The following is a 22,185-nucleotide window of genomic DNA, read 5'->3' as shown; positions in this document are numbered from 1 at the left end:
GGCCTCCACCATTCACCCTGCTGGTGCTAGACCAGCGTTGCACCGGTAGCCGGCCCATAGGTCACCAATCCGCGGGTCCCGCGGTTATCGGCACACACCTGGGCCACCACCTCCTGCGCGGTCTCCTCGTCTTCGCAGAGGAAGGCGCAGGTGGGCCCGGAACCGGAAACAATTCCCTTGAGGGCGCCGGCGGCCTCACCAGTATCCAGAATCTTGCGCAAGTCCGGGCGCAGCGAGAGCGCTGCTGGCTGGAGGTCATTGTGCATCACTGCAGCGAGCTCACGGGGGTTGCCACCCACGAGGGCTTGGCCCACGGCTTCAGTATCGAGGTGCGGGGTACTTCCGCGTCCGGCACCCCGCAACTCATCCAGCTTGCGGAATACCGACGGCGTAGACAAGCCCTCAGTATTGGTGATGATCGCCCAGATATAGCGCCCACGCGCCAGCATCGGGGTCAGAAGCTCACCGCGGCCGCGTCCCAAAGCCGTGCCGCCCATGAGGGTAAAAGGCACATCGGAGCCGAGTTCCGCGGCTAGTTCGTAGAGCTTTTCCATGCTGAGAGGCTCACGACCAAACTCAGCGCTCAGCGCGTGATTGGCCAAAAGCAGAGCCGCGGCGGCATCGGCAGACCCGCCGGCCATCCCGCCGGCAGCGGGGATGTTCTTCTCCATCGTCAGCGTGCCAGCTGCCGGCAGCATGAGGTTTTGCGCCACCAGCTCCACCGCGCGCCATGCCAGGTTCTCGGTCGATGCCGGCACGCCTGTCGCGTGGTTACCCGTGACCTCCACGGCGCAGCCCTCGCCCCAGCGGTAGCTCACGCGGTCGTGTACATCGAGGGATTGGAACACGGTGGCCAGCTCGTGGAAACCATCCGCGCGGGCCTCGCCCACACCCAGGTGCAGGTTAACCTTAGCGTGGGCACGCGCCTGCCAGAGCTGCGGAGACTCGTTTACCGTCTTGCTCATGAGGCTTCCGCCAACCTAACGAAATCCTCCACGCCTAGCTTCTCGCCGCGCAGGCGCGGATCGATATTCGCCGCGCGCAGCGCTTCCTCGGCTGCCGCGGCGGAGCCATAAAAGCCCGCCAAGGCGGCGCGGAGGGTCTTGCGGCGTTGGGCAAAGGAGGCGTCAATCAGCGCAAAAAGCCGCGGGCGCAGCGCCTCATCGAAGGGGCGGGTGCAGTCGATGCGCACTAGGCCCGACTCAATCTTCGGCGCCGGCCAGAACACGTTCTTGCCGATTGTCCCGGCTTGCTTAACCGGGCCATAGAAGGATGCCTTCACGCTAGGAATGCCATAGACCTTGTTGCCCGGCGCGGCGGCAAGGCGCTCAGCCACCTCCAGCTGCACCATGACTAGGACACGGCGAATGGATGGGTAGACCTCCAGCAGGTGGAGCAACACCGGTACCGCGACGTTATAGGGCAGGTTGGCCACCAAGGCGGTGGGTTCCCCCAACTCACCTGCTTCAACGGTGAGCGCATCCTTCTCCACTACGGAAAGGCGATCCGCAAAGTCGGCTGCCCGCGCGGCCACGGTATCCGGCAGTTTGCCAGCCAGACGCGGGTCAATTTCCACGGCTGTTACGTGCGCAACTTCCCCCAACAGACCCAGGGTCAGCGAGCCCAGCCCGGGGCCCACCTCCACCACGCGGTCCTCTGGGGACAAATCGGCAGCAGCGACGATGCGGCGGATAGTGTTCGGGTCATGCAGAAAGTTCTGGCCCAGCTTCTTCGTCGGCGTCACGTCAAGCTCAGCGGCGAGTTCGCGGATCTCCACTGGGCCCAGCAGATGGGGTTGAGTCATACCACTCAGATTAATACGCGTGGCTCGTAAGCCTTAGCGCAGGCCGAGCTTGGCGGTACACGCAGGCCATGCACCCCAGCCCTGCGCGGCTTGAACCTTCTCTGCCACAGCGATCTGCTGCTCGCGAGAAGCCTGCCATGCCTCCGGGGCATACTCGGTGCCACCAAAAGCAGCCCAGGTCGACGGGGTGAACTGCAGGCCACCGGAGAAACCATTGCCTGTGTTGATTGCCCAGTTTCCGGTTGCCTCACACTGTGCGATGGAATCCCACACGGAGCCATCCGCAACGGCCGGCGCGGTGGACTTCGGCTTGGTTCCGCGCGCAATCACGGCGGCAACGGCCTCCCTGCGCACGTCTTCCTTGATAATCTCGTTGGATTCTTCCTTGCCGTTGACCTTGACAATCTTGCGGGTCACGGCGCGCGAACCGGGGGTTCCCTCCTCGCGGACTTCCTCAGTGCCTTCCTCGAGCTCTGGGTCATCGACATAATTAGCCGGCGCGTCAAAGTCCTCCGTCTTTTCCTCTTCGGAGATCTCGACGCGGTCCACGGTAATGGCAGTACCGGCCTTCACCGGCGTATCCAGAGCTGGGGATACGCGGTCATCCTTGCCCACCGTGATTCCACGAGCCTCGAGCACGTCCCCCACAGTCTTGGCCGCAACGCTGGCATAGGAAACGGAACCGCCGTCAGTAAGCTTAACGATCTTCGGGGACACCACTTCAAGGTTCATTCCCTCAGTCACCGTTTCATCCTCCTCCACGGTCTTGGAACCGGAAGTGATGGCAGCACCCGGGGCGATTCCATCGAGGCCGCCCAGCAGGTCAGACACCGTGAGATCGGTGGAAGAGAGCTGCTTTTCGACGCCATCGATGGTAACCGCGACAGGCTTGGCAGTGCGAACGGTGATCGAGTCACCGTCAGCGACCTGCTCCGACAGGGCCGGGTAGACAACGTCTTCTCCCTCAACGTTGACTCCGGCAGCCTCGAGGGCAGCGTTGACATCACCGGCGAAGGTGGCCAGCTGAGTGGTCTCGCCGTTCACGTCAAGTGTGATGTCCTTCTGCGTGCTGACGGCAACGACGCCGCCCACGGCTAGGGTGCCAAGCACACCACCGGTAGCCATGCGCAGCGGCAAAGAGCGGGAATTGTTGATTCGCTTGATCTGCTTCTTCGGGGACATAAACCTTTACTCGTCTTCACGATGCTTCGTGTTCACAATGCAGGAACCCGCATTCTGAACACCTGTCTCGGCGCGCCCCACGCGCGCCTGCCGGCGACATCAATACCGGACTAACTTTGAATAACAATACGGTAACAGAACGTAACTTACGAAATGCATTCACGCGCCGCGGCCACTAGCAGCACACTCGTCACAACAAACACGTGCGCCACCACTGAGCAGCACCTTTAGATAAAGTGAAAATCCTCACACGCCAAAGACCCGCGCGAAGGTCGTGGCCACCTCCGCCGCGAGGTCTTCCACTTCTTGACCACGCGCCTGCGCCACGCAACGGTACGTGTGCCCAATCAAGGAGGGCTCATTACGCGCACCCCGGAAAGGCTCCGGCGTCATGTACGGCGCATCCGTTTCAATCAGCAGTTGCCCAGCTGGGGCAATGGCAGCGGCCTGGCGCATCTCCTCATTACGCTTGAAAGTAACGTTGCCGGCGAAAGACAGAACATAGCCGCGCTCAAGGGCTTCTTTGGCCACGGCGAGCGGCGAGGAAAAGCAGTGCAGCATCACCGTCGGCGGCTCTGGGCAGTCCCCCAACACACGCATGAGATCCTCATCGGCCTCACGGTTGTGGATCATCAGCGTCTTTCCCACCTTGGCCGCCAATTCCGCGTGCCAACGAAGAGCCTCTTCCTGCACTTCAAGGGGCGCGGTGGTTTCCGGCTCGTGGTGAATCCAGTAGGTATCCAGGCCTGTCTCCCCGATGGCCACGCAACGCGGATCCGCAGCCATCTTGCTCAAGCGCAAACGAGCAGCCTCATCAAGTTCAGCCGCCTTAGTGGGGTGAATGGCGCACGCGGCATACACGTTGTCGAATTCCTGCGCCGCCGCCAAAGCCTTCTCCGCCTCAGCCAAGCCATCACCCACGGTAACGATGCGCTCAACACCAGCAGCACGAGCACGCTCAACGAGCTCGACATCAGCGTCGCGGCAGGAGGCGAGGTGCGTGTGGGCGTCGATAAGCTGGCTCAAACCTTCGGCGGGAACGGGCGTGGGGCGTGGCTTCTTCTTAGACATGGCTGCGAGTGTAGTCTTGCCCGCATGATTATCCGTGAAGCGACGGACGCCGACGTCCCCGCGATGACCGCCACGCTGAATTGGGCCATCCGGGAGACCCACTTCATCTTTCGCAGCGAACCCGCCACCGTGGAGGAACGCACCGATTACCTGCACCAATTAGGTCGCGACAATTGCCCCTGTTTCATTGCATTCGACGATGACGGCACGTATCTAGGCTGGGCACTCTACCGCCCCTACCGCGATCCGAAAGTGTGGCTGGGCTGCTACGAGACGACGATCTACGTTGATCCCACCGCCCACGGCCGCGGGGTAGGCACGCGCTTGCTTGATGCAGTCGTTCAGCATGCCCGCGCAGCCGAACAGGTCCATACGCTGCTGGCACTCATCGTGGCGGACAACGCCGCATCCATCAAGTTGCATGAAAAGTTCGGCTTTGCCACTGTAGGAACGTTAAAAGAAGTCAGCCGCAAAGCTGGGCGCTGGATAGACCTCACCCACTTGCAACTCATGGTTTAAGGAACATCATGCACGTCCGTCCCGCAGAGCTTGCCGACGCCTCCGCAATCGCCGCCATCTACAACTCCGCCTCCGCCGCGAAACCGGCCGCCAACCTCGTCACATGGCAGGAGTCCGTAGAGGACCGCGAGAAGTGGCTGGCACAGATGGAAAAGGACAACTATCCGGTCTATGTCGCCGTGGACGACGACGAAATTGTTGGTTGGGCCGCCTACTTCCAATTCGTCACCCCAGCCATCTACTACGGCACGGCAGAGGACTCCATTTACATCGCGGAATCAGCGCGCGGCAAGGGCGTGGGCAGCGAGCTCATGGACACGCTCATGGATCACGCAAAGGAAAATGACTACGTGGAGACGATGATCACCTACATCGTGGACACCAACGAGTCCTCCATCGCCCTGCACAAGAAGTTCGGCTTCGTGGAGACCGGCCGCATGCCCAATATCCACACCAAGGACGGCGTGCGGCTAGGGCTGGTGCACCTGCAGCGCGACTTCGACCGCTCCTAAAGCGGCTTGATTGCCGCCCCACCCCAGTGACGGCACTGCCCTACGCCCCACCTCAGTGACGGCACTGCCATTGTTGCCAAAGATCAAGCCAGATCCTGAGGCGAAGCGGGAAACTTTGGCAACAACGGCAGTTTCAACCCAAGAGACTCACACTGTGCTGCTCAGTCACTCCCAGCGCACAAGTTAAGCCGACGCTGCCTGAAGCGGCACAATATCGTCCAACTCAGCAAGAATTTTGTCTTCCGCAACATCCAAGTCGTAGTGAGTCTGCAGCCCCAGCCAGAACTGTGGGGACATTCCAAAATATTTAGCCAAACGAAGAGCCGTATCGGCGGTAATAGCCCGCTTTCCGTGGACGATTTCGTTAATACGTCGAGGCGGGACCCCTATCGAAACAGCGAGTTTGTGTTGGGTAATCCCCATGTCCTTGAGAAAGTCCTCCATAAGGATTTCACCTGGGTGTACTGGGGGGAGCTTGTTAGTGGTAGTCAACGATCTCAACCTCCTCTGGCCCTAAAGCGGTCCACCGGAAGCAGATCCGCCATTGGTCATTGATACGAATACTATATTGACCCCGCCGATCGCCCTTCAAAGCTTCGAGCCTATTTCCTGGAGGAATCCGAAGCTCATCGAGCCTCTGAACGTAGCCCAATTGCCTCAGCTTGCGAAGAGCTACCGAGTGAATACGTGAATCAATCGAGAGCACCCTCTCTCGATTCCATAGACGCTCAGTGGCCCTATCCGCGAACGACTGAATCATAAACGCACCATACCCCCCATAACGCGACGCGTCAATAACGCGAGACGTTAACTCTAACTAACGCTGTAACACAAAAGCTACCGCAACTGGCGAGGACCTGCTAGGCAGCGAGCTCGTCGTCAATGTAGACCCGAGTGGTCGCACGCAGACCCGCGACCAGCATGCAGAAACAGAGCACCATGAGACCAATGAGCACAGCGGTCCAATCCCCGGTGGCCCCGCGCACCACTCCCACGGACAGCGGTACGAGGCCCGCCAAGACGTAGCCGCCCGGCTGAACGAAGCCGGAGAGCCGCGCCGTAGTGAGCGCGGTGCGCGTGCGGGCAGTGAGCAGAGCAAGCGCCAATGGGAAGCACATACCGCCGATCCCCATCAACGAGGCCCAGACCAAGGGGGCAGCGTCGGCAGCCACCAGCACTCCACCCCACCCGGCACACGTGCACAAAGAAAGCACCACGGGAACGGGAGTAAGGCGGTTAAGACGCGAGATGAGCCACGGCATGACTACGCCACCGAGAATATTGAAGACTCCGATGACAGCGAGCGCCACGCTGGCGGTGTTCTCACTCACGCCTTTTTCTACCAGCATGCGCGGCAGCCACCCCATCTGTACATAGGCCATGGTGGATTGCACACCGAAGAAAAAGAGCATGGCCACCGCAGTGGGTGAGGTGAACATGGGGCGTTGTGCGTCCGCGCCATCAACCGTGCCGTGGGCGACGTCCTTACCGGTCTTAGGTAGGACCACTATCCACGCCACCAGCTGGGCGATGGCGGGCAGGCACCAAATCCACAACGCACCTTGCCACGATTTTTGTGTCACCGCGGACAATGGGCCGAGGGCGCTGGAAACGCCCAACATCGTGGTGTAGGTGGTCATCAGCGCCACCAACGTGCGGCCCGATCCATGTTGCTTGATCCATGCAGGAAGCAGCACATTTGCCAGCGCGATGCCGGCAACAACGCACAGGGTAAGCGCGACGAAAAGCGGAAAGCTACTGACCCATGGACGCAGGCCGAGCCCCACAACCAAGGCCACCGTGCCGCCGGCTAGGGTTCGGCTTAGGCCCACGCGGCGCGCAATGGGAACCGCCGCCAACCCCATGGCGGCAAAACACAGCCCCGGCAGCGCGGTCAACAAGCCTGCCTGCCCAGAGCTGATTCCAAAGAAGTCTTGGATCTGCCCCAGCACCGGTGCCACCGAAGCAATACCGGAGCGCAGGTTCAGCGCGGTCAGGCAAACAACTGTGAAGAGTAGGACAGGCGCAAGTGTGCGCCGAAACGCCAAACCCACCCCTTCTACTTCTGAACCGGGGCCCACTCAGGGCCGGTCTCACCGAGCTCTGGGTCAAGCTTAGCCACCAGCGGCTTCGGCTTCTGCAGCGCGGTCCCCGGGGTTATGTCGAATCGCTTCCACACGGCCTGCTGCGCGGAGTAGTCACCCGTGATGATCGGGTACAGGTGATTCTCCGGCGGAAGGTTAACACCAACGAGTTCAACCGGCATGTCATCCGCCACTTCCTCGATGCGCGGCTGTGCGGCCCACACCCCCTCGCGGCCCAGGGTCTCGTGCACCTTTTGGGCGGTAAACGGCAGGAACGGGGTCAGCATCACGTTGCAATCGGAGACCACCTGCAGCGCGGTCCACAACACCGTGGCCAGGCGCTCACGTTGGGTCTCATCCTTGGCCAGCTTCCACGGCTCCATAGCAGCGATGTAGGCATTGGCCTCACCCACGACGTGCATGATGGCGGTCATGGCTTGCTTAAACTTGGACTGCTCGAGGAAGCCCGCGGCGGTGGCAAAGGTTTCCTCCGCCAGCGACAGGATATCCTCATCTGCCTGCTCCAGCGCGGCCGGTGCCGGCACCTCACCGAAGTTCTTGTGAGCCATCGACACGGTGCGGTTAACCAGGTTGCCCCAGCCGTTGGCGAGCTCGTTGTTAATGCGGCGCACGAACTCATCCCAGGTGAAGTCGGTGTCGTTGTTTTCCGGACCGGCAACGGCAATGAAGTAGCGCAGCGCGTCAGGACCGAACTCCTCAAGGAAGTCCTTGACGTAGATAACGACGCCCTTGGAAGAGGAGAACTTGGACCCGGACATGGTCAGGTACTCCGAAGACACGATTTCCGTCGGCAGGTTGAGCTCACCATAGGTGTGCAGCTCACCGCCCTTGGAGCCCTTACCCGCATAGCCCAAGAGCTCAGCCGGCCAGATCTGGGAGTGGAAGGTGATGTTGTCCTTGCCCTGGAAGTAGTAGTGGCGCGCCTGCGGGTTCTGCCAGTAATCCTTCCACACGTCCGGGTTGCCGGTGCGGTGTGCCCACTCGATGGAAGAAGACAGGTAACCAATGACCGCGTCGAACCACACATAGAGCTTCTTCGCACCATTGTCCTCCCAGCCCTCGACTGGAATGGGAATTCCCCAGTCGATGTCTCGGGTCATGGTGCGCGGGCGCATGTCCTCCAGCAGGTTGAGGGAGAACTTGAGAACATTGGGGCGCCAATCCTCACGAGTCTTCAACCACTCTTCGAGGACCTCCTTGACCGCAGGCAGATCCAACAGGAAGTGTTCGGTGTCAATAAACTCCGGAGTCTCGCCGTTGATCTTAGATACTGGGTTAATCAGGTCCACCGGATCGAGCTGGTTACCGCAGTTATCGCACTGGTCACCGCGCGCGCCATCGGCGCCACACAGCGGGCAGGTGCCCTCAATATAACGGTCCGGCAAAGTGCGGCCAGTGGACGGCGAGATCGCGCCCTGGGTGGTCTCCTTAATCATGTAGCCGTTCTCGTAGAGACCCTTGAACAGCTCCTGCACCACCGCGTAGTGGTTGCGGGTGGTGGTGCGGGTAAAGAGGTCATAAGACAGGCCGAGCCCAGCCAGGTCGGTGACGATCTGGCGGTTGTAGCGATCCGCCAACTCACGCACCGTCACGCCTTCCTTGTCCGCCTGAACCAGCAGCGGGGTGCCGTGTTCATCGGTACCAGAAACCATGAGGACGTCGTTGCCACGCATTCGCTGGAAACGGGCGAACACGTCGGAAGGAACACCGAAGCCCGCCACGTGTCCGATGTGGCGGGGTCCGTTGGCATAGGGCCAAGCAACATTAACGACAACTGTCTCAGTCATGGCCTCTACTCTATCGAACACCCCCTCACCGGCAATGCAGTGAGGGGGGTGCAGAGGAGAAAAGCTCGCGCGCCAGAACTAGTTCTTGTGGCTGTGCTGGCGACGGCGGGCCTTGAAGGCCTGTTCGCGCTGGAATTCGCGGTGCAGGCGACGCTCACGTGCCATCTTGCGCTGGAAGGCCTGGGATTCGCGGTACTCGCGGTAAATCACGTCATTGCGCAAGTCCTTGAAGATAGCGAACATGAGCCCGACAAGGATGAAGAGGAATGGCAGTGCTGCCACGATGGTGACGTTCTGCAGGTTCGACAGGGAGTCCTCGCTCGACAGCAGCAGGGTCAGGCCGACGGCTGCAGTGAGCACACCCCATGCCGCGGATAGCCACGGCTTGGCGGTGGTGGCGCCAGACTGAGACATCGAGCCCATGACTGTCGACGCCGAGTCGGCCGACGTGATGAAGAACGTGGCCAGCAGCAGGGCGGCAACGATGCCCGCAACGAAGCCACCAGGCAGGTTCTGCAGGAGGTTGAACAGTTCTTGCTCAGCAGAGTCGCCAGAGATGGAGTTGCCGTTTTGCTCCATGTGGATAGCCGTACCACCGAAGATGGCGAACCATACGGTGGAGACGCCCGCTGGAACCAAGAGCACACCAATGCAGAATTCGCGGACAGAACGGCCGCGGGAAATGCGCGCAAGGAACATGCCAACAAACGGCGACCAGGAAACCCACCAAGCCCAGTAGAAGATTGTCCACGTCGACAACCATTCGCCAGCGGTTCCATTGTCTGACTCAGCGGTACGAGCGATCATCTCGGTGAAGTTCGCCAGGTAGTTACCGATGGAGCCCGGAATCTGGTTCAGAATCGACACCGTCGGGCCAAAGATGAACACGAAGATGGCCAGCAGAGCTGCCAGGACCATGTTGGCGTTAGAGAGGTACTGAATGCCTTTGCCCACACCAGACATGGCAGACAAGATAAAGGCCAAGGTCAGTACCACAACGATGCCAATCACGACGCTTTGCGTGGGGTTCTCAATAATTCCGGACGCTTCCAGGCCCGCCTGGATCTGCATAGCGCCTAGACCCAACGAGCAAGCAGTGCCGAAGACAGTGGCAAAGATGGCCAAGATATCAATGATCTTGCCCACGGCGCCGTCGGCAGCACGCTGGCCGATGAGCGGCACAAAGGCCTGGCTCAACAGCTGCTTACGGCCGATACGGAAGGTGGAGTAAGCGATGGCGAGGCCAACGACGGCATAAACCGCCCACGGGTGCAGAGTCCAGTGGAACATGGCCGTAGCCATTGAGGTTCCTACCTCGTGCTCACCATGTCCGGGAACTCCGTTCTTAAAATAGTTGAGCGGCTCGGAAGCACCGTAGAACATCAGGCCGATGCCCATGCCAGCCGCGAACATCATCGCAATCCACGAGACCGTGGAGAATTCCGGCTCTTCGTTGATCTTGCCCAAACGAATGGTGCCGAACTTAGAGGCCGCGATGCAGATGACAAAAATAACGAAGATGGTGCCGAAGAGCACATAAGCCCAGCCAAAGTTTGTCACCACAAAGTTGAGAGCGTTGCTGGAGAATGAACCGAAGCTCTCCGGCGCGACCAGTCCCCATGCCACGAAGGCAGCGATGAGGAGGCCCGCGATACCGACGATGCTCCAATCAATCGGTGAGTCGATGCCACCGGGCCCAAATTTGTCGTCCTCTTCTGCTTCTACGGGCAAAGCTGCAGCCGAAGGATCAAACTCCTTATTGGTGAGCATGTCCTGAAGCTGGCTCGTAGCTGACGTCGCCTCTAGGCGCTCGTCGACAGTGCGGTAATCATCCGACGCGGCCGGCGAGCTTTGTTCTTGGGAGGCGGCCGAAGACACCCCCGTGTCCTTCACATTGTCTGTATTGGTCGAGTCTGTCATACCTTCAAACCATGGTGCTGTCCCATCAACTAGTCAAACCATAGCGCTCATAAAAAAGCTGCACAGCGGGCCTATTTCACAGCCACAGTGCTCGGAAGGCGGGCAATTTCCTCCATGTACTTCCCCACACAGTGCACACCCTTCAGCACCATCCTGTATGCCAACTGTGCAGCGTGTCCATACAATCCGGCTCTGTCTCCAGCTACCGCCCAGGCTCCCTCAACCTTTCTGCGAATAACGATGCCATAACGATTGCCCGAAAAGAGACGGTCATCACCAGAAACCTGAGGTGGTGCTCAGCCGCGCGCAGCAAGGTAAGCGTCATAGAGCTCACGGTTGGACCATGCCGTTCCCGCCGCCGCCTTCTTGCACGCATCCTTGGCACGCACACCCCGCTCTACTTCTGCCCGGACCTGCTCAACGAGGGTCTCCATCGACACGGGTGCGGCCTCACCGCCCTCGATTACTACGGTGATTTCGCCCCGCGCATTCTCTTCAGCCCACTCCGCGAGCTCGCCTAGGCAGCCTCGCTTAATCTCCTCGTAGGTCTTCGTCAGCTCCCGGCACACAGCGGCGCGACGGTCGGCGCCGAGGATCGCGGAGGCGTCGCCAAGCGTCTGCGCCAAACGGTGCGGGGACTCGAAGAACGCAATCGCGCGCTGCTCCCCCACCAAGGACTCCAGCCACGCCTTGCGCGGCCCGGGCTTGCGCGGCGGGAAGGCATCGAAGAGAAAATGCCCCACTCCCAAACCAGACAGCGCAAGAGCCGTCGGCACCGCCGAGGGTCCTGGGAAGCAGGTCACGGGCACGTCTGCTTCCACTGCTGCAGTGACGATGGAGTGCCCAGGATCAGACACCAGGGGCATACCGGCGTCGGACACCACGAGCACTGTCCCGGTCCGGGCGGCGGCGACGAGAGCGCGCGAACGCTCCTCTTCGTTGTGGTCGAAATTGGACACCACCCTGCCGCGGATCTCCACCCCTAATGCCTGGGCCAGATTGCGAACGCGGCGGGTATCTTCCGCGGCAATGACATCTGCGTGACCCAAAGCTTGCATTAAGCGGGCTGAAGCGTCACCGGGGTTTCCCAGCGGCGTGGCGGCAAGGATGACCCCACGCGGCAAGGGTTCAAGCTGAAGACTCATACTCCCCAGCATGGCACACGCACGCTAGACTCATCCGAGTGAGTATCGCAACCCCTACCGATCGATCTGGCCGCATCAAGCGCCCGCGTCCTTCTCTTGCACGCGGCGCCCATACCCGGCCAGCGCCTCCTGCTCCCCGGCCCTATGTCTGGACAACGGCTGACACGATCAGCACCGCGATCATCGCGGCGCTGGCTTTCCTCACGCGCTTCATTGGCCTGACCTCCCCGGTCTCCGAAGGCACGCCCGTCTTCGATGAGAAGCACTACGTGCCGCAGGCCTGGGACATGGTTACCAGCTGGCATAACCTTTTCATCGGCGGTATCGAGTCCAATCCGGGCTATGGCCTTGTCGTCCACCCGCCGCTGGCCAAGCAGATTGTTGCGATTTCGGAGGCACTCTTCGGCTACACCCCATTGGGATGGCGCTGCATGGCCGCGCTCTTTGGCGTGGGCACGGTCCTGCTGACAATGGCGCTGGCTCGCCGATTGTCTGGTTCATGGCAGGTTGGATTCCTGGCTGGTCTGCTCGCAGTGTGCGATGGTGTGCTTCTCGTGGCCTCCAAGTTTGGCATGCTGGACATCTTCCAAGTCTTCTTCGTCGTTGCCGCCGCGTGGGCCTTGGCGCGCGACCACCAGCAGATGCGCGAGCGCCTCCACGCCGCTTTCCTTTCGGGCACCATGGGTGATTCCGACTTCGGTCCTCGTTTTGGTTTCCGGTGGTGGCGCTTTGCGGCCGGTGTCTTCCTGGGGCTAACACTTTCTGTGAAGTGGTCAGGCCTGTACTACATCATGTTCTTCGGCCTCATGAGCGTCTTCTCGGACCTCGCGCTGCGCCGTCTTTATGGAGTGCGCCGCTACATCGTGGGCACGCTGGTACGCGATACGCCCGCGGCCCTCGCCTCCATCGTCGCGGTTCCTGTAGCGCTCTACGCGTGGTCATGGCGCGCTTGGTTCGCCGATGAAACCGCCGTCTACCGCCACGCCAAGGTGGACGGCACTATCGAAGAAGGGTCCTGGCTACTCAACCTCCCCGAGCCGCTCGCCGGCTGGTTCTACTACCACTCCTCCGTGCTGGAATTCCACGCCTCCTTGACCACTTCAGGCGGCCACAGCCACCCCTGGGATTCCAAGCCGTGGGCCTGGCTGGTGGCCGCGCGCCCCATCCTCTACTACTCCTCCACTGACATTTCCTGTGGCGACGGCGGATCCTGCCGCAAGATGCTGTACCTGTTTGGCACCCCGGCCATTTGGTGGCTGGTCATTCCAGCGGTGCTGTGGGGACTGTGGTCCTTGCTCGTGCGCCGCAACCGCGCCTTCCTCATTCCGCTCGTGGGCGCCGCGGCGGGTTTCCTACCCTGGCTAGCGGTCTTCGACCGCCAGATGTACTTCTTTTATGCCACGGCGTTTATCCCGTTCATCATCGTGCTCATCGCGTTGGCCTTGGGCCAAATGATCGGGCGCGGCCGCAAACTGGAATGGCACTGGCTCGCAAGGCTCTTCGGTTCCGCGATGCCGCTGGGCACCTTCATCACGGTGTGCTACGCCGCACTCGTTGTAGCGATGTTTGCCTACTTCTCCCCGATCCTCTACGGCTACATGATCCCGGATTCTTGGTACAACTCCATCATGTGGCTGCCGTCGTGGACCTAACGCGGGCTAGCAGATAGCGTCCGATAAACGTCCCGCAGCAGGAACCCCCGGTCCGCCGCCCAAGCCCAGCCCAGGCAGGCGGTGGCGAGCCCGGTGCCGATGAGGATATAAAGCTGCCCCGCGGCGACGCTACCCAGGGCAAAATCGCGCATGGTAAAGCCGCACAGGAACGCGAACATTGTGCACGCCACCGGCAGCAATCCGGGCGCTGAGGCAGGGCGCCATGCAGCAAAACCCAAACCGCTGGCAAGGCCGAAGCGCAGTGCTGCGGCCTCGATCAACAGGCGCGCGCGCTCCGGGTCAGCGCCTTCTGCAAGGGTCCCTTCGCTCTCCAGGGTGGTCAAACCCGAAGCGCTGACGACGACCACAATCGCCCACACAAGAAATGCCACGGACAGCACACCGAGGGCTACTCGCGCCAACGACAGCGAAGCCTGCCGGGTGCTCGAAGCTCGCTGCCATTCTGGCTCCACGCCAGCGAGGATTACCTCGGATAGATCCTGCGGCGGTGCTCCATCCGGTTCCACAAGGCTCAACGACCGGGATAGAGCCGCTGCCTTGTCCCGGAAGGCCGCACAGTCTGGGCAGCTGGAAACGTGTGCCTCGATGACGTCAGGCGACAGCTGCGGGGCTTCCCCGTCTAACTGCGCGGAAATCGCTGCCTGCACTTGCTCATGCGTCAGCACGGCTCAGCACTCCATCCACGCTCGCCCGGCCGGAACCGAAGACCACGATCATGAGCAATGACACGATGAGAACCAGCGGGTACTCGATGCCGCCATCGGCCGCGAAGAGACCGTTACCGATGTGCACGAAATACAATGCGCACGCCATGAGCAGCGCTAAAGCCCCCGCAACAAAGGTCGTGAGAAGGCCTACCACCAGGGCCGCCCCGCCCAGCATTTCCGCGAAGGCAGCCAAGTATGCCGAGGTCTGCGGCTGTGGGACCCCCATGGCGGAGAACTGCCCGGTAATTTCGTCCATCCCGCTAAAGAACATCTTGTCCACGCCGTGCGCCACGAAGATTACTCCCAGCACCGCGCGGAAGATGAGGAGCGCGGCATCGCGTACGGCGGGTCTATTCATGGTTCATAGACTACCCTGGATAGCCACCTCCCTCCGAAAGGACTCCCCACCCAGCATGCTTACGTGGACCACTACGAACACGCCTCTAGGTTGCCTCACCCTCGTGGGATCTGCGCGAGGTTTATCTCATGTGTATTTCGACGGCGAATCTCCGGATCTTAGAAGCATGCAACGCCTCACGGATGTCACCGAACCTGGCTCTGCGGGCGCGGTGCTTGTCGACGCCTCTCAACAAATTGCCGAGTATTTTGCCGGCACGCGGAGGGATTTTGAGCTGCTTCTCGCCGTGCCTGAGTCCCCGCGCACCTTCCGGGATCGGGCGCAGCGTGCTCTGCGCGATATCCCATTCGGGGAACGTTGGACCTATTCGACTCTTGCCACCGCCGCCGGTAGCGCGCAGGCCGCACGTGCCGCGGGGAGCGCCTGTGCCACCAACCCGCTTCCTATTGTGGTGCCGTGTCACCGCGTCGTACCGGCTGGCGGCGGTGTGGGTTCCTATCGCGGAGGCGCAGCCGCGAAGCAGATGCTTCTGGACCACGAGGCCGCGTGCTGCGGCACTAATCCGCAGAGAGCCCTTGGCAACCACGGGTAGCCCTGGGGAACCGATGAATAACTTCTGCAGTCTAAAAAGGCATGACTAGTACACAGATGGCAAACGATACGAGACTTGTTTTTGACTCCGCGGGGCTCGGCCGCCCTGCTTGGGCAATGACCTCCCCACTCCTCAAGGAGTACTACGACACCGAATGGGGTATGCCCATCCATGAGGAATCCGCACTGCTAGAGCGCCTCTGTTTGGAGGGCTTCCAGGCTGGGCTGAGCTGGGAGATCGTTCTGCGCAAACGCGAAGCCTTCCGCGCCGCTTTCGTGGGGTTTGATGCTGACCTTCTGGCAAGCTTCGGCGAGGAGGAAGTGGAGCGCCTGATGAATAATCCTGGAATCATCCGGAACCGCCTCAAGATCAATGCGGTACTCGCCAACGCGAAGGCCACGGTGGCCTTAAGAGAGCAGGGCGGACTCGATGAGTTCATCTGGAGCTTCTTGCCGGAAGAGACCATCGCACCGGAGCGCGAAGAAGACATCCCTAAATACACGCAAGAAGCCTTGGACATGTCCAAGGCTTTAAAGAAGGCCGGGTTCAAGTTTGTCGGCCCAGTAACGTGCTTCTCACTCATGGAGGCCATCGGCATGGTCGATGCCCACCTCGTGGGCTCGCACCGTCGCGGTACATCCGGTGTGTGGCCGGCCTAGCGCTCAGCCAACACAGCGCTTAGCCAACTCGACGCTCCGCCAAATCATCACGCCGTTGACGCGGGGTGGGATGAGGACCGTCAAACCCACCGTCGGAATCATCCTCCGAGTACACCGGAAGGTAGTCAAAGTCCGGGCTTTCATCATCGATTTCCAGGATGAGCGCGCCCGGGCGGCGCAGCTTCGGCGGAAGCGACTCGGCGGGGTTCTCCGCGTTCCGCACTCCCAGGCGGGCGCGGCGTAGGTGGTAAATGCGGCGCCGCAACAACTCCCGTTCACGGCGTACCTGGGCGCGCAGCGCAACCAGGTAAACCGTGGTCATAACACCAGCGATAGCCGCCAGCCACCACGTCCATCCACCCACGACGATGCCGAGGCATACCGTAGCTACCACTGCTACCGCCAATCCGATAAGCGTACGCTGACGGCGCTGGTAACGCGTGGCAGAAGCTTCCTTCTCCTTCACCGGATCCCATCCGCCGCGGCCAAGGCGGCGCTGTGCGAAGGCGAGCTCGTCCTCAGACAGCTCGGTATCGCTGCTGCCGGCCTCAGAGTCCTCGGCGTTCAGCTCCGCGGCATCAGCACTCTCGATTTCCGCCGCCGTGGATTCTTCCGCGTCGGGAGCATCATCGGCCCCATCTGAATCCTCGGCGTTGGGCGTCGTCGGCGCCTCCTCCACAGCGTCAATAGCACCCGGGTACATCAAATCGACCGGAGAAGTGTAGGCGTCATCGAAGTCATAAGCATCCTCCGCCACCTCAGCATTTGCTGGGGCTGTAAACACTTCAGCAGCATCTGCTTCAACGTCCTTGGTGTCCTGTCCTGCTTCCTGCTCGGCCTCGGCGACGTGGGCGGGCTCCGCTTCGAGCTCGAAGTCCTCTTCAACGGCGTCTTCCTCAACAACCTCGCCGTCAATCGTCTCCGCGACGTCCGAAGTAGCTTGGTCAGAGGTAGCGGTTTCAGCGCGGGAGGACTGCGAATCCTCGCTTACGCCTTCGGCCTCCACCAGCTCGTACTCCGCTTCGTCCGCTGCAGCCCCCGTTCCTGCCTGGGCGCGCGGGCGGATATCTTCCTTGCCCAGGCGCGGCTTGCGACGGCCCGGCACAGAGCCGGAATCACCTTCGAAGAGCACGCGGGTCTCTTCAAAGGCCTCACCCGTGTGGCTCATCGGACGTTGCGAACGCAAAAGCAACGGGGCGAGGATGAAGAGCCACAACACGATTACGAGAATGATCGGCACGGCAGTCATCATGCGGCTGTGTCCCACTTTCAGGGGTCGACGAAAAGGGAATATAACTAGGCCCCTACTCTAGCCGCCCACACCGGCTCCATGGGCATCAACGAGCCCATAAATTACAAGGTTGTTACTTAAGTGAAAATAGAGGTAGTTGAACTAATCCAAGCGCGATCTAGAGACCGAGGATCCGCCCCGCCGCGTGCAGGCGCTCCACCGCGCTCGAGGCAAAATCCTCACGATTGAGCGCCAAGAAGTGGTGGTCCCGCCATGCGCCGTCAATGTGTAAGTTGCGGCGCAGAAATCCCTCATCCCGAAAGCCATTGTTGTGTAGCACCTTGCCCGAAGCAGGGTTCTCCGGCAGGTAGGTGGCGGTGACTCTATGCAGCCCCACGCGGTAAAAAGCGTGGTCCACGCCGAGGGCGCACGCAACGGTGGCCACGCCGGCGCCGTGTACCCCGGAATGGACCCAATAGCCTATCCAGCATTCACTGACCCCTCCGTGCTGAATATTTCCCAGGGTTAATTGGCCTCGAAATTGCCCATCGACGTCAATGACGAGCGGCACCACCGTTCCAGCGCGGGCAGAATCACGCAAAAACATCAGGTGATTCCACCACGCAGACTGCGAATGCGCCGCACCCCACGACGTCGGCAGCGTGGGTTCCACGGGTTTAAGAAAATCCCGATCCGCTATGCGCTGCTGCCGCCACGCCTCGCCATCCCGACGCAACAGCGGGCGCAGGCGTACCGTCGCTCCGTGCGGGAAAACGCTGGAGCCTCGCAGCCGCACCGCAGGGGTCGCCTCAGGCCACCCCGGATGCTCGGGGTGAGCCTCACCGCTGGCGGGGGTGGAAAACCTCCCTGCGGCAGTACCAAAAGGATCAAGCATGGCGTGCGTAGCTGCCGGCTAGCTTCGTTGGGTCAGGAAGAGGACGTCGACCACATCTCCCGGGCGGATCTCGGTGACCTCCTCCGGGATGCGAATCATCGCGTTCGCTTCTGACAACCCGGCGAGCAGGTGTGCCGGCGCGCCCGCCGCGCCACCTAGCCCTTCCACGAGGTAATCGGAGGTCTCGGCGTCACGCATCAGCCGGGCACGGATGTATCCGCGACGGCCCGGGCGGGACTCCATGTGGTTGAGCACGCGTGCGCGTACGACGCGACGCTGACCGCTGCGCTTGCCTAGGGACAACCGAATCAGCGGGCGCACAAAAACCTCGAAGATGACGAGCGCAGACACGGGGTTCGAAGGCAACAGGAAGGTGGGGATGCGCTCTTCACCCAACAGACCAAAACCTTGGACCGAACCGGGGTGCATTGCCACACGAGTAGTATCGACATCCCCCAGCTCATCGAGGACTTCGCGGATTTCATCCGCCCCCGCACCGCCCACGGCACCGGAAATCACCAGCACCTCGCTGCGCGCCAGGTAAGTCTCCAAGGCCTCCCGCACGCGGCGCGGCTCACCGGCAGCAATGCCGACGCGGTGCACGTCCGCGCCGGCCTCCTTCGCGGCCGCTGCGAGTGAGTAAGAGTTCACGTCGAAGACCTGGCCCAGGCCGGGCTCACGGTCGACGTCGACAAGCTCCTTGCCGTAAGAGACGATGGTCACGCGCGGGCGTGGGTACGCCAGCACCTTCGAGCGCCCCACCGCCGCGAGCAGGCCAATCTGCGCCGGCCCCAAGACAGTTCCAGAGGACACTGCCACATCGCCGGGTTGGATGTCATCGCCCACGCGGCGCACGAAGTCTCCCGAGCGCACTGGCCGGTGTGAGGTCACGCGCTTGCGTCCGCGGTCGGTCCACTCGAGGGGAAGGACGGCGTCGGCAAGCGTGGGCAAAGGCGCACCCGTATACACCCGCACCGCCTGCTTAGGCTGCAAACGCAAAGGCTGACGCGAGCCTGCAGGCACCTCCCCCACCACCGGAAGCGAGCGCTCAATCTCAGTCTCCGAGGCAGGAGCATCTGCGTCCTCAGCGTCGTGGCGAGTGCGCGCCTTGAGGGCTTTTTCTCCCCCGACGTCCACAGCACGCACGGCGTAGCCATCAATCGCCGCCTGCGGGAAGCCCGGCAGCGGCTGATTAGCCTGCACCTCCTCCGCGCACTTGAGACCCAGCGCATTCGCGATGGCGATGCGTACCGGCTCCGGAGTCATCGCTGCATCAAGAATGAACGCCATCTGGTCATCGACCGAACGCATGTACCGCCTACCTTTGCTCTGGGGTATGTGGGGCCTAAAGGGATGGAAGTTACTGGAGTAGAGCTTAGCGCGCTTGGTGCGTCAAGACTTAGCCCTTCAGCCCGTTTTCTTCTTCGTAATCCTCCACAATCTTCTTAATCGCCTTGTAGAGCGCGGGACCGTATTTCTCATCGCGCAGACCAAAGTCCACGTTGGCTGGGATATAACCGCCCGGGTTGCCAAGATCGTGACGCTTGCCTTGGTGAACTACGACGTGAACCGGGTGTCCCTCCTTGATGAGGAGCTCGATGGCATCGGTCAACTGCAGCTCCCCACCCTTGCCCGGCTTGATACGGCGAAGCGCATCAAAGATCTTCCTGTCGAGCAGGTAGCGCCCGGTGGCCACGAGGTTGGACGGCGCATCAGCCGGATCCGGCTTCTCCACCATGCCCACAACCTTCTTCACTCCCGGCGCGTCGGTGTCTTCGACGTCGAACACACCGTAGTTAAAGGTCTCCTCGCGCGCGACCTCAAAGGCGCACAGCACGCTGCCGCCTAGAGCTGCGCGAACACGGGCCATCTCCCTCATGACTGTGGCCGGCAGGACAATGTCATCCGGCAGCATGACGGCGAAGAATTCCTCGTCATCCTGAAGCACGGATTCCGCCAAGCCCACAGCGTGACCGAGCCCAAGCGGCTTTTCCTGCTCCACCGAAATCGGGTGGATCAGCTGGGCAGCGCGCTTGACCTTAGCAACCTGCTCGTCTTTGCCGCGGGCGTCGAGTGTCTCAACCAGATCCGGAAACTCCTCGAAGTGTCGCATCACCTCTTGCTTGTTTGGTGCGGTGATCACCGCGAGGCGCTGCGCACCAACCGAAGCGGCTTCTTCCGCAATAAGCTCGATGCCCGGCGTATCAACGACGGGGAGCAGCTCCTTGGGCACGGTCTTGGTGGCAGGCAGGAAGCGAGTGCCCATGCCAGCAGCGGGGACAACGACCGTAGCGATCCCGGTGTGGGAATCCTCGTGTGCAATAGCCATAAGTTCCACTTTACAATGCACCCACCGCTCTCCTGCGCTGCGCTACGCCGTCACATTATGATTAACAACCATGACGACCTCCCCCAAGGACGCCTTGAGAGCCTCACTCCTTAGCGCCCGCCGCGAACGCACCTCTGAACAGCGTGCTGACGACAACGCCGCGTGGTGTGCTGGTGTGAGAGAGCTCCTGACTCCCGCGATGCGCATTGCCGCCTACCACCCACTGGGCACAGAGCCGGGCGGACCCAGCTTCGTGGATACCGTGGCACAGCTCTGCAAAGAGGTTTACCTGCCTATTTCCGGTGCAGACGGGGAGCTTTTGTGGACGCTATATACCGGCCCACAGGCCATGCGCCCGGGGGCGCTGGGGATTGCGGAGCCCGTCGGCCAGCGCCACAGCAGCGAAATCCTAGCCCAGCTCGATCTCATCCTCGCGCCCGCGATGGCAGTCAGCGAATCCGGCATGCGTCTTGGAAAGGGCGCGGGTTACTACGACCGCGCGCTCACCCCACTCCCCACTGGGCGCCCGCCTGTCGTTGCCTTGGTGCATTCCAGCGAGGTCCGCGATGTCCCCTTCGATGAGCACGACCGCCCAGTCGATGGCGTCCTCACCGAGCGCGGGATGCGCTGGCTTTAATCGCTTTCGGGCCCCGCCCGGGAACCACGCGGCGCCACGCGCAGTCTAAGAAGGTATGGATTTTCTACATGTTCTGCGCACCCCGGGACATCGCCGCAGCGTGTTCCTGCGCCGCGGTATCGCAGCTGTCCTGCTCGTGACCGCCGCGGCCAGTGCGCTCGCTTCCACGCGTGAGCAGCCCCGCGTCGTGGTCATGGCCCGGGACGTGGCGGCCGGGGAGACGCTAGCGCTTGGCGATGTCTCCGTGGCCCGCGTCCCCTCCTCCGCTCTTCCCGCCACGGCGTTGGGAAATAACCCAGAGGATGCCGTGGGACGCGTGCTGGTAGCGGCCGCGAGCGCTGGCGAAATCTTGACCACAACTCGCCTACTCAGCTCAGATCTCGTCGCAGATTTCGGTATGGACAACGGCCACCTCATCCCGCTTACGCTGGCTGAGCCGGAGATTTCTCGTAATCTCCACCATGGAGATACGGTCAATATCGTCGGCACGGTCGAGGATAGGCCCGACGGTACCGCCCCCGCACGCGGAACGACTATTGCCCGTGGCGCTCGCGTCGTGTCGGTGGGAACAGGCGAAGATGATGCACGCACACAATCGTTGCTCGTTGCTCTCCCCGCCGAGGCGGCCGAGGACGTCGCTGCCGCTTCCCTTGCGCAACCGCTCACGGTCGTCATCGTGGGCGACCGTGCCCACAATTAAGATGACACTGTGAAGATCGCCGCGTTTGCGCATCAATGGTGCCGCGGGATGTTGCCACCACCAACAATCTCTGCCTAGTATGGGCGCATCCACTCAGGCGCTAATGTTTGTGTGTCTTTCCTGTCTCACAACGTCGTGGCAACGCATGCTGTGAGCGCTCAACAGTGGTCTTTTCTATTCCAGCAATTTCCCCCGATACTTCTTCCTAATCAGGCACTCCTACGCTTCAAGAATCTCGCTCCTTTCGGCCCCTTCCGGCTCATCACGTGCTAGGTACCGCCTCATTGAACAGCGTTGGTTCTCTCACCGCGCGCTGCGCCGCAGCCGCGCACTACCGAAGAAGCATTTACTCCGCAGAA

Annotated in this window: 23 protein-coding genes; 7 read left to right on the top strand and 16 right to left on the bottom strand. The window is 61.4% G+C overall.

The genetic code is table 11. The features are described 5' to 3' along the window. Positions 1-26 precede the first annotated feature (26 nt). The 4 genes from R3O64_RS04405 to R3O64_RS04390 form a co-directional block, all read right to left on the bottom strand. Positions 27-965 carry a 4-(cytidine 5'-diphospho)-2-C-methyl-D-erythritol kinase gene (locus R3O64_RS04405; RefSeq protein WP_339017372.1) on the bottom strand — a complete coding sequence of 313 codons (939 nt, stop codon included), beginning with the start codon at positions 963-965 and terminating at the stop codon, positions 27-29. Continuing rightward, on the bottom strand, positions 962-1,804 hold the full coding sequence (gene rsmA / locus R3O64_RS04400; protein ID WP_339017371.1) for a 16S rRNA (adenine(1518)-N(6)/adenine(1519)-N(6))-dimethyltransferase RsmA: 843 nt from the start codon (positions 1,802-1,804) through the stop codon (positions 962-964). Before rsmA ends, R3O64_RS04405 begins: the two co-directional genes overlap by 4 nt. A gap of 33 nt (positions 1,805-1,837) precedes the next feature. Next, positions 1,838-2,986 carry a resuscitation-promoting factor gene (locus R3O64_RS04395; RefSeq protein WP_070531704.1) on the bottom strand — a complete coding sequence of 383 codons (1,149 nt, stop codon included), beginning with the start codon at positions 2,984-2,986 and terminating at the stop codon, positions 1,838-1,840. 246 nt (positions 2,987-3,232) lie between these two features. Next, positions 3,233-4,057 carry a TatD family hydrolase gene (locus R3O64_RS04390; protein ID WP_339017370.1) on the bottom strand — a complete coding sequence of 275 codons (825 nt, stop codon included), beginning with the start codon at positions 4,055-4,057 and terminating at the stop codon, positions 3,233-3,235. A 24-nt stretch (positions 4,058-4,081) separates the two neighbouring features. On the opposite strand from R3O64_RS04390, the gene R3O64_RS04385 reads away from it, so the two are divergent. Further along, entirely contained in the window at positions 4,082-4,576 is a 495-nt protein-coding gene (locus R3O64_RS04385) for a GNAT family N-acetyltransferase (protein ID WP_250223674.1), read from the top strand. An 8-nt stretch (positions 4,577-4,584) separates the two neighbouring features. Continuing rightward, positions 4,585-5,088, top strand: coding sequence for a GNAT family N-acetyltransferase (locus R3O64_RS04380; protein ID WP_193629105.1), 504 nt, complete (start codon positions 4,585-4,587; stop codon positions 5,086-5,088). Positions 5,089-5,271: 183 nt separating this feature from the next. Here the strand turns inward: R3O64_RS04380 and R3O64_RS04375 are convergent, their stop codons facing one another. From R3O64_RS04375 to rsmI, 6 genes are all read right to left on the bottom strand, one after another. After that, on the bottom strand, positions 5,272-5,532 hold the full coding sequence (locus tag R3O64_RS04375; protein WP_070520778.1) for a HigA family addiction module antitoxin: 261 nt from the start codon (positions 5,530-5,532) through the stop codon (positions 5,272-5,274). 34 nt (positions 5,533-5,566) lie between these two features. Next, positions 5,567-5,848, bottom strand: a complete 282-nt coding sequence (locus R3O64_RS04370; RefSeq protein ID WP_070565735.1) for a type II toxin-antitoxin system RelE/ParE family toxin — start codon at positions 5,846-5,848, stop codon at positions 5,567-5,569. 100 nt (positions 5,849-5,948) lie between these two features. Continuing rightward, complete coding sequence (locus R3O64_RS04365; RefSeq protein WP_339017369.1) at positions 5,949-7,142, bottom strand: MFS transporter; 1,194 nt, start codon at positions 7,140-7,142, stop codon at positions 5,949-5,951. A gap of 5 nt (positions 7,143-7,147) precedes the next feature. After that, a complete protein-coding gene (metG, locus tag R3O64_RS04360; RefSeq protein WP_339017368.1) occupies positions 7,148-8,980 on the bottom strand; it encodes a methionine--tRNA ligase in 1,833 nt (610 codons plus the stop codon). Positions 8,981-9,058: 78 nt separating this feature from the next. Next, positions 9,059-10,900 carry a BCCT family transporter gene (locus R3O64_RS04355; protein WP_070683862.1) on the bottom strand — a complete coding sequence of 614 codons (1,842 nt, stop codon included), beginning with the start codon at positions 10,898-10,900 and terminating at the stop codon, positions 9,059-9,061. 296 nt (positions 10,901-11,196) lie between these two features. Beyond that, complete coding sequence (gene rsmI / locus R3O64_RS04350) at positions 11,197-12,045, bottom strand: 16S rRNA (cytidine(1402)-2'-O)-methyltransferase (protein WP_070597491.1); 849 nt, start codon at positions 12,043-12,045, stop codon at positions 11,197-11,199. Positions 12,046-12,083: 38 nt separating this feature from the next. On the opposite strand from rsmI, the gene R3O64_RS04345 reads away from it, so the two are divergent. After that, positions 12,084-13,697 (top strand): dolichyl-phosphate-mannose--protein mannosyltransferase, encoded by a 1,614-nt coding sequence (locus R3O64_RS04345; RefSeq protein WP_425248917.1) that lies wholly within the window; start codon positions 12,084-12,086, stop codon positions 13,695-13,697. Here R3O64_RS04345 and R3O64_RS04340 read toward each other — a convergent pair. After that, on the bottom strand, positions 13,694-14,383 hold the full coding sequence (locus R3O64_RS04340; protein WP_070520764.1) for a zf-HC2 domain-containing protein: 690 nt from the start codon (positions 14,381-14,383) through the stop codon (positions 13,694-13,696). The genes R3O64_RS04345 and R3O64_RS04340 overlap by 4 nt on opposite strands. Next, a complete protein-coding gene (locus R3O64_RS04335) occupies positions 14,370-14,783 on the bottom strand; it encodes a DoxX family protein (RefSeq protein WP_070520761.1) in 414 nt (137 codons plus the stop codon). Before R3O64_RS04335 ends, R3O64_RS04340 begins: the two co-directional genes overlap by 14 nt. Between R3O64_RS04335 and R3O64_RS04330 the strand changes: the two genes are divergently transcribed. Further along, entirely contained in the window at positions 14,746-15,375 is a 630-nt protein-coding gene (locus R3O64_RS04330; RefSeq protein ID WP_318278302.1) for a methylated-DNA--[protein]-cysteine S-methyltransferase, read from the top strand. The two genes, R3O64_RS04335 and R3O64_RS04330, sit on opposite strands and share 38 nt — an antisense overlap. Positions 15,376-15,416: 41 nt before the next feature. Next, positions 15,417-16,034 carry a DNA-3-methyladenine glycosylase I gene (locus R3O64_RS04325; protein ID WP_083299262.1) on the top strand — a complete coding sequence of 206 codons (618 nt, stop codon included), beginning with the start codon at positions 15,417-15,419 and terminating at the stop codon, positions 16,032-16,034. A gap of 19 nt (positions 16,035-16,053) precedes the next feature. Here R3O64_RS04325 and glpR read toward each other — a convergent pair whose 3' ends face one another. The 4 genes from glpR to R3O64_RS04305 form a co-directional block, all read right to left on the bottom strand. Continuing rightward, a complete protein-coding gene (gene glpR / locus R3O64_RS04320; RefSeq protein ID WP_070520752.1) occupies positions 16,054-17,286 on the bottom strand; it encodes a gephyrin-like molybdotransferase receptor GlpR in 1,233 nt (410 codons plus the stop codon). Positions 17,287-17,443: 157 nt separating this feature from the next. After that, positions 17,444-18,160 carry a GNAT family protein gene (locus R3O64_RS04315; RefSeq protein ID WP_339017366.1) on the bottom strand — a complete coding sequence of 239 codons (717 nt, stop codon included), beginning with the start codon at positions 18,158-18,160 and terminating at the stop codon, positions 17,444-17,446. Positions 18,161-18,178: 18 nt separating this feature from the next. After that, positions 18,179-19,471, bottom strand: a complete 1,293-nt coding sequence (gene glp / locus R3O64_RS04310; protein ID WP_070520746.1) for a gephyrin-like molybdotransferase Glp — start codon at positions 19,469-19,471, stop codon at positions 18,179-18,181. A gap of 88 nt (positions 19,472-19,559) precedes the next feature. Next, on the bottom strand, positions 19,560-20,489 hold the full coding sequence (locus R3O64_RS04305; RefSeq protein WP_070623649.1) for a UTP--glucose-1-phosphate uridylyltransferase: 930 nt from the start codon (positions 20,487-20,489) through the stop codon (positions 19,560-19,562). A gap of 70 nt (positions 20,490-20,559) precedes the next feature. Between R3O64_RS04305 and R3O64_RS04300 the strand changes: the two genes are divergently transcribed. Both R3O64_RS04300 and R3O64_RS04295 read left to right on the top strand, forming a co-directional pair. After that, positions 20,560-21,126: a 5-formyltetrahydrofolate cyclo-ligase gene (locus tag R3O64_RS04300; RefSeq protein ID WP_143335682.1), complete on the top strand. Its 567-nt coding sequence runs from the start codon at positions 20,560-20,562 to the stop codon at positions 21,124-21,126. A 55-nt stretch (positions 21,127-21,181) separates the two neighbouring features. Then, positions 21,182-21,826: an SAF domain-containing protein gene (locus R3O64_RS04295; RefSeq protein ID WP_339017365.1), complete on the top strand. Its 645-nt coding sequence runs from the start codon at positions 21,182-21,184 to the stop codon at positions 21,824-21,826. Positions 21,827-22,185 lie beyond the last annotated feature (359 nt).

The sequence above is a fragment of the Corynebacterium hesseae genome (assembly GCF_037850265.1).
Classification (GTDB): domain Bacteria; phylum Actinomycetota; class Actinomycetes; order Mycobacteriales; family Mycobacteriaceae; genus Corynebacterium; species Corynebacterium hesseae.
The sequence above is the reverse complement of the archived record's forward strand: the minus strand, read 5'-3'. Positions and strand labels throughout refer to the sequence as shown.

Coding starts and splice junctions, on each gene's coding strand:
- R3O64_RS04405 (WP_339017372.1), bottom strand. CDS start 965: ATGAGCAAGACGGTAAACGAGTCTCCGCAGCTCTGGCAGGCGCGTGCC.
- rsmA (WP_339017371.1), bottom strand. CDS start 1,804: ATGACTCAACCCCATCTGCTGGGCCCAGTGGAGATCCGCGAACTCGCC.
- R3O64_RS04395 (WP_070531704.1), bottom strand. CDS start 2,986: ATGTCCCCGAAGAAGCAGATCAAGCGAATCAACAATTCCCGCTCTTTG.
- R3O64_RS04390 (WP_339017370.1), bottom strand. CDS start 4,057: ATGTCTAAGAAGAAGCCACGCCCCACGCCCGTTCCCGCCGAAGGTTTG.
- R3O64_RS04385 (WP_250223674.1), top strand. CDS start 4,082: ATGATTATCCGTGAAGCGACGGACGCCGACGTCCCCGCGATGACCGCC.
- R3O64_RS04380 (WP_193629105.1), top strand. CDS start 4,585: ATGCACGTCCGTCCCGCAGAGCTTGCCGACGCCTCCGCAATCGCCGCC.
- R3O64_RS04375 (WP_070520778.1), bottom strand. CDS start 5,532: ATGGAGGACTTTCTCAAGGACATGGGGATTACCCAACACAAACTCGCT.
- R3O64_RS04370 (WP_070565735.1), bottom strand. CDS start 5,848: ATGATTCAGTCGTTCGCGGATAGGGCCACTGAGCGTCTATGGAATCGA.
- metG (WP_339017368.1), bottom strand. CDS start 8,980: ATGACTGAGACAGTTGTCGTTAATGTTGCTTGGCCCTATGCCAACGGA.
- R3O64_RS04355 (WP_070683862.1), bottom strand. CDS start 10,900: ATGACAGACTCGACCAATACAGACAATGTGAAGGACACGGGGGTGTCT.
- rsmI (WP_070597491.1), bottom strand. CDS start 12,045: ATGAGTCTTCAGCTTGAACCCTTGCCGCGTGGGGTCATCCTTGCCGCC.
- R3O64_RS04330 (WP_318278302.1), top strand. CDS start 14,746: ATGAGGAGCGCGGCATCGCGTACGGCGGGTCTATTCATGGTTCATAGA.
- R3O64_RS04335 (WP_070520761.1), bottom strand. CDS start 14,783: ATGAATAGACCCGCCGTACGCGATGCCGCGCTCCTCATCTTCCGCGCG.
- R3O64_RS04325 (WP_083299262.1), top strand. CDS start 15,417: ATGACTAGTACACAGATGGCAAACGATACGAGACTTGTTTTTGACTCC.
- glpR (WP_070520752.1), bottom strand. CDS start 17,286: ATGATGACTGCCGTGCCGATCATTCTCGTAATCGTGTTGTGGCTCTTC.
- R3O64_RS04315 (WP_339017366.1), bottom strand. CDS start 18,160: ATGCTTGATCCTTTTGGTACTGCCGCAGGGAGGTTTTCCACCCCCGCC.
- glp (WP_070520746.1), bottom strand. CDS start 19,471: ATGCGTTCGGTCGATGACCAGATGGCGTTCATTCTTGATGCAGCGATG.
- R3O64_RS04305 (WP_070623649.1), bottom strand. CDS start 20,489: ATGGCTATTGCACACGAGGATTCCCACACCGGGATCGCTACGGTCGTT.
- R3O64_RS04300 (WP_143335682.1), top strand. CDS start 20,560: ATGACGACCTCCCCCAAGGACGCCTTGAGAGCCTCACTCCTTAGCGCC.
- R3O64_RS04295 (WP_339017365.1), top strand. CDS start 21,182: ATGGATTTTCTACATGTTCTGCGCACCCCGGGACATCGCCGCAGCGTG.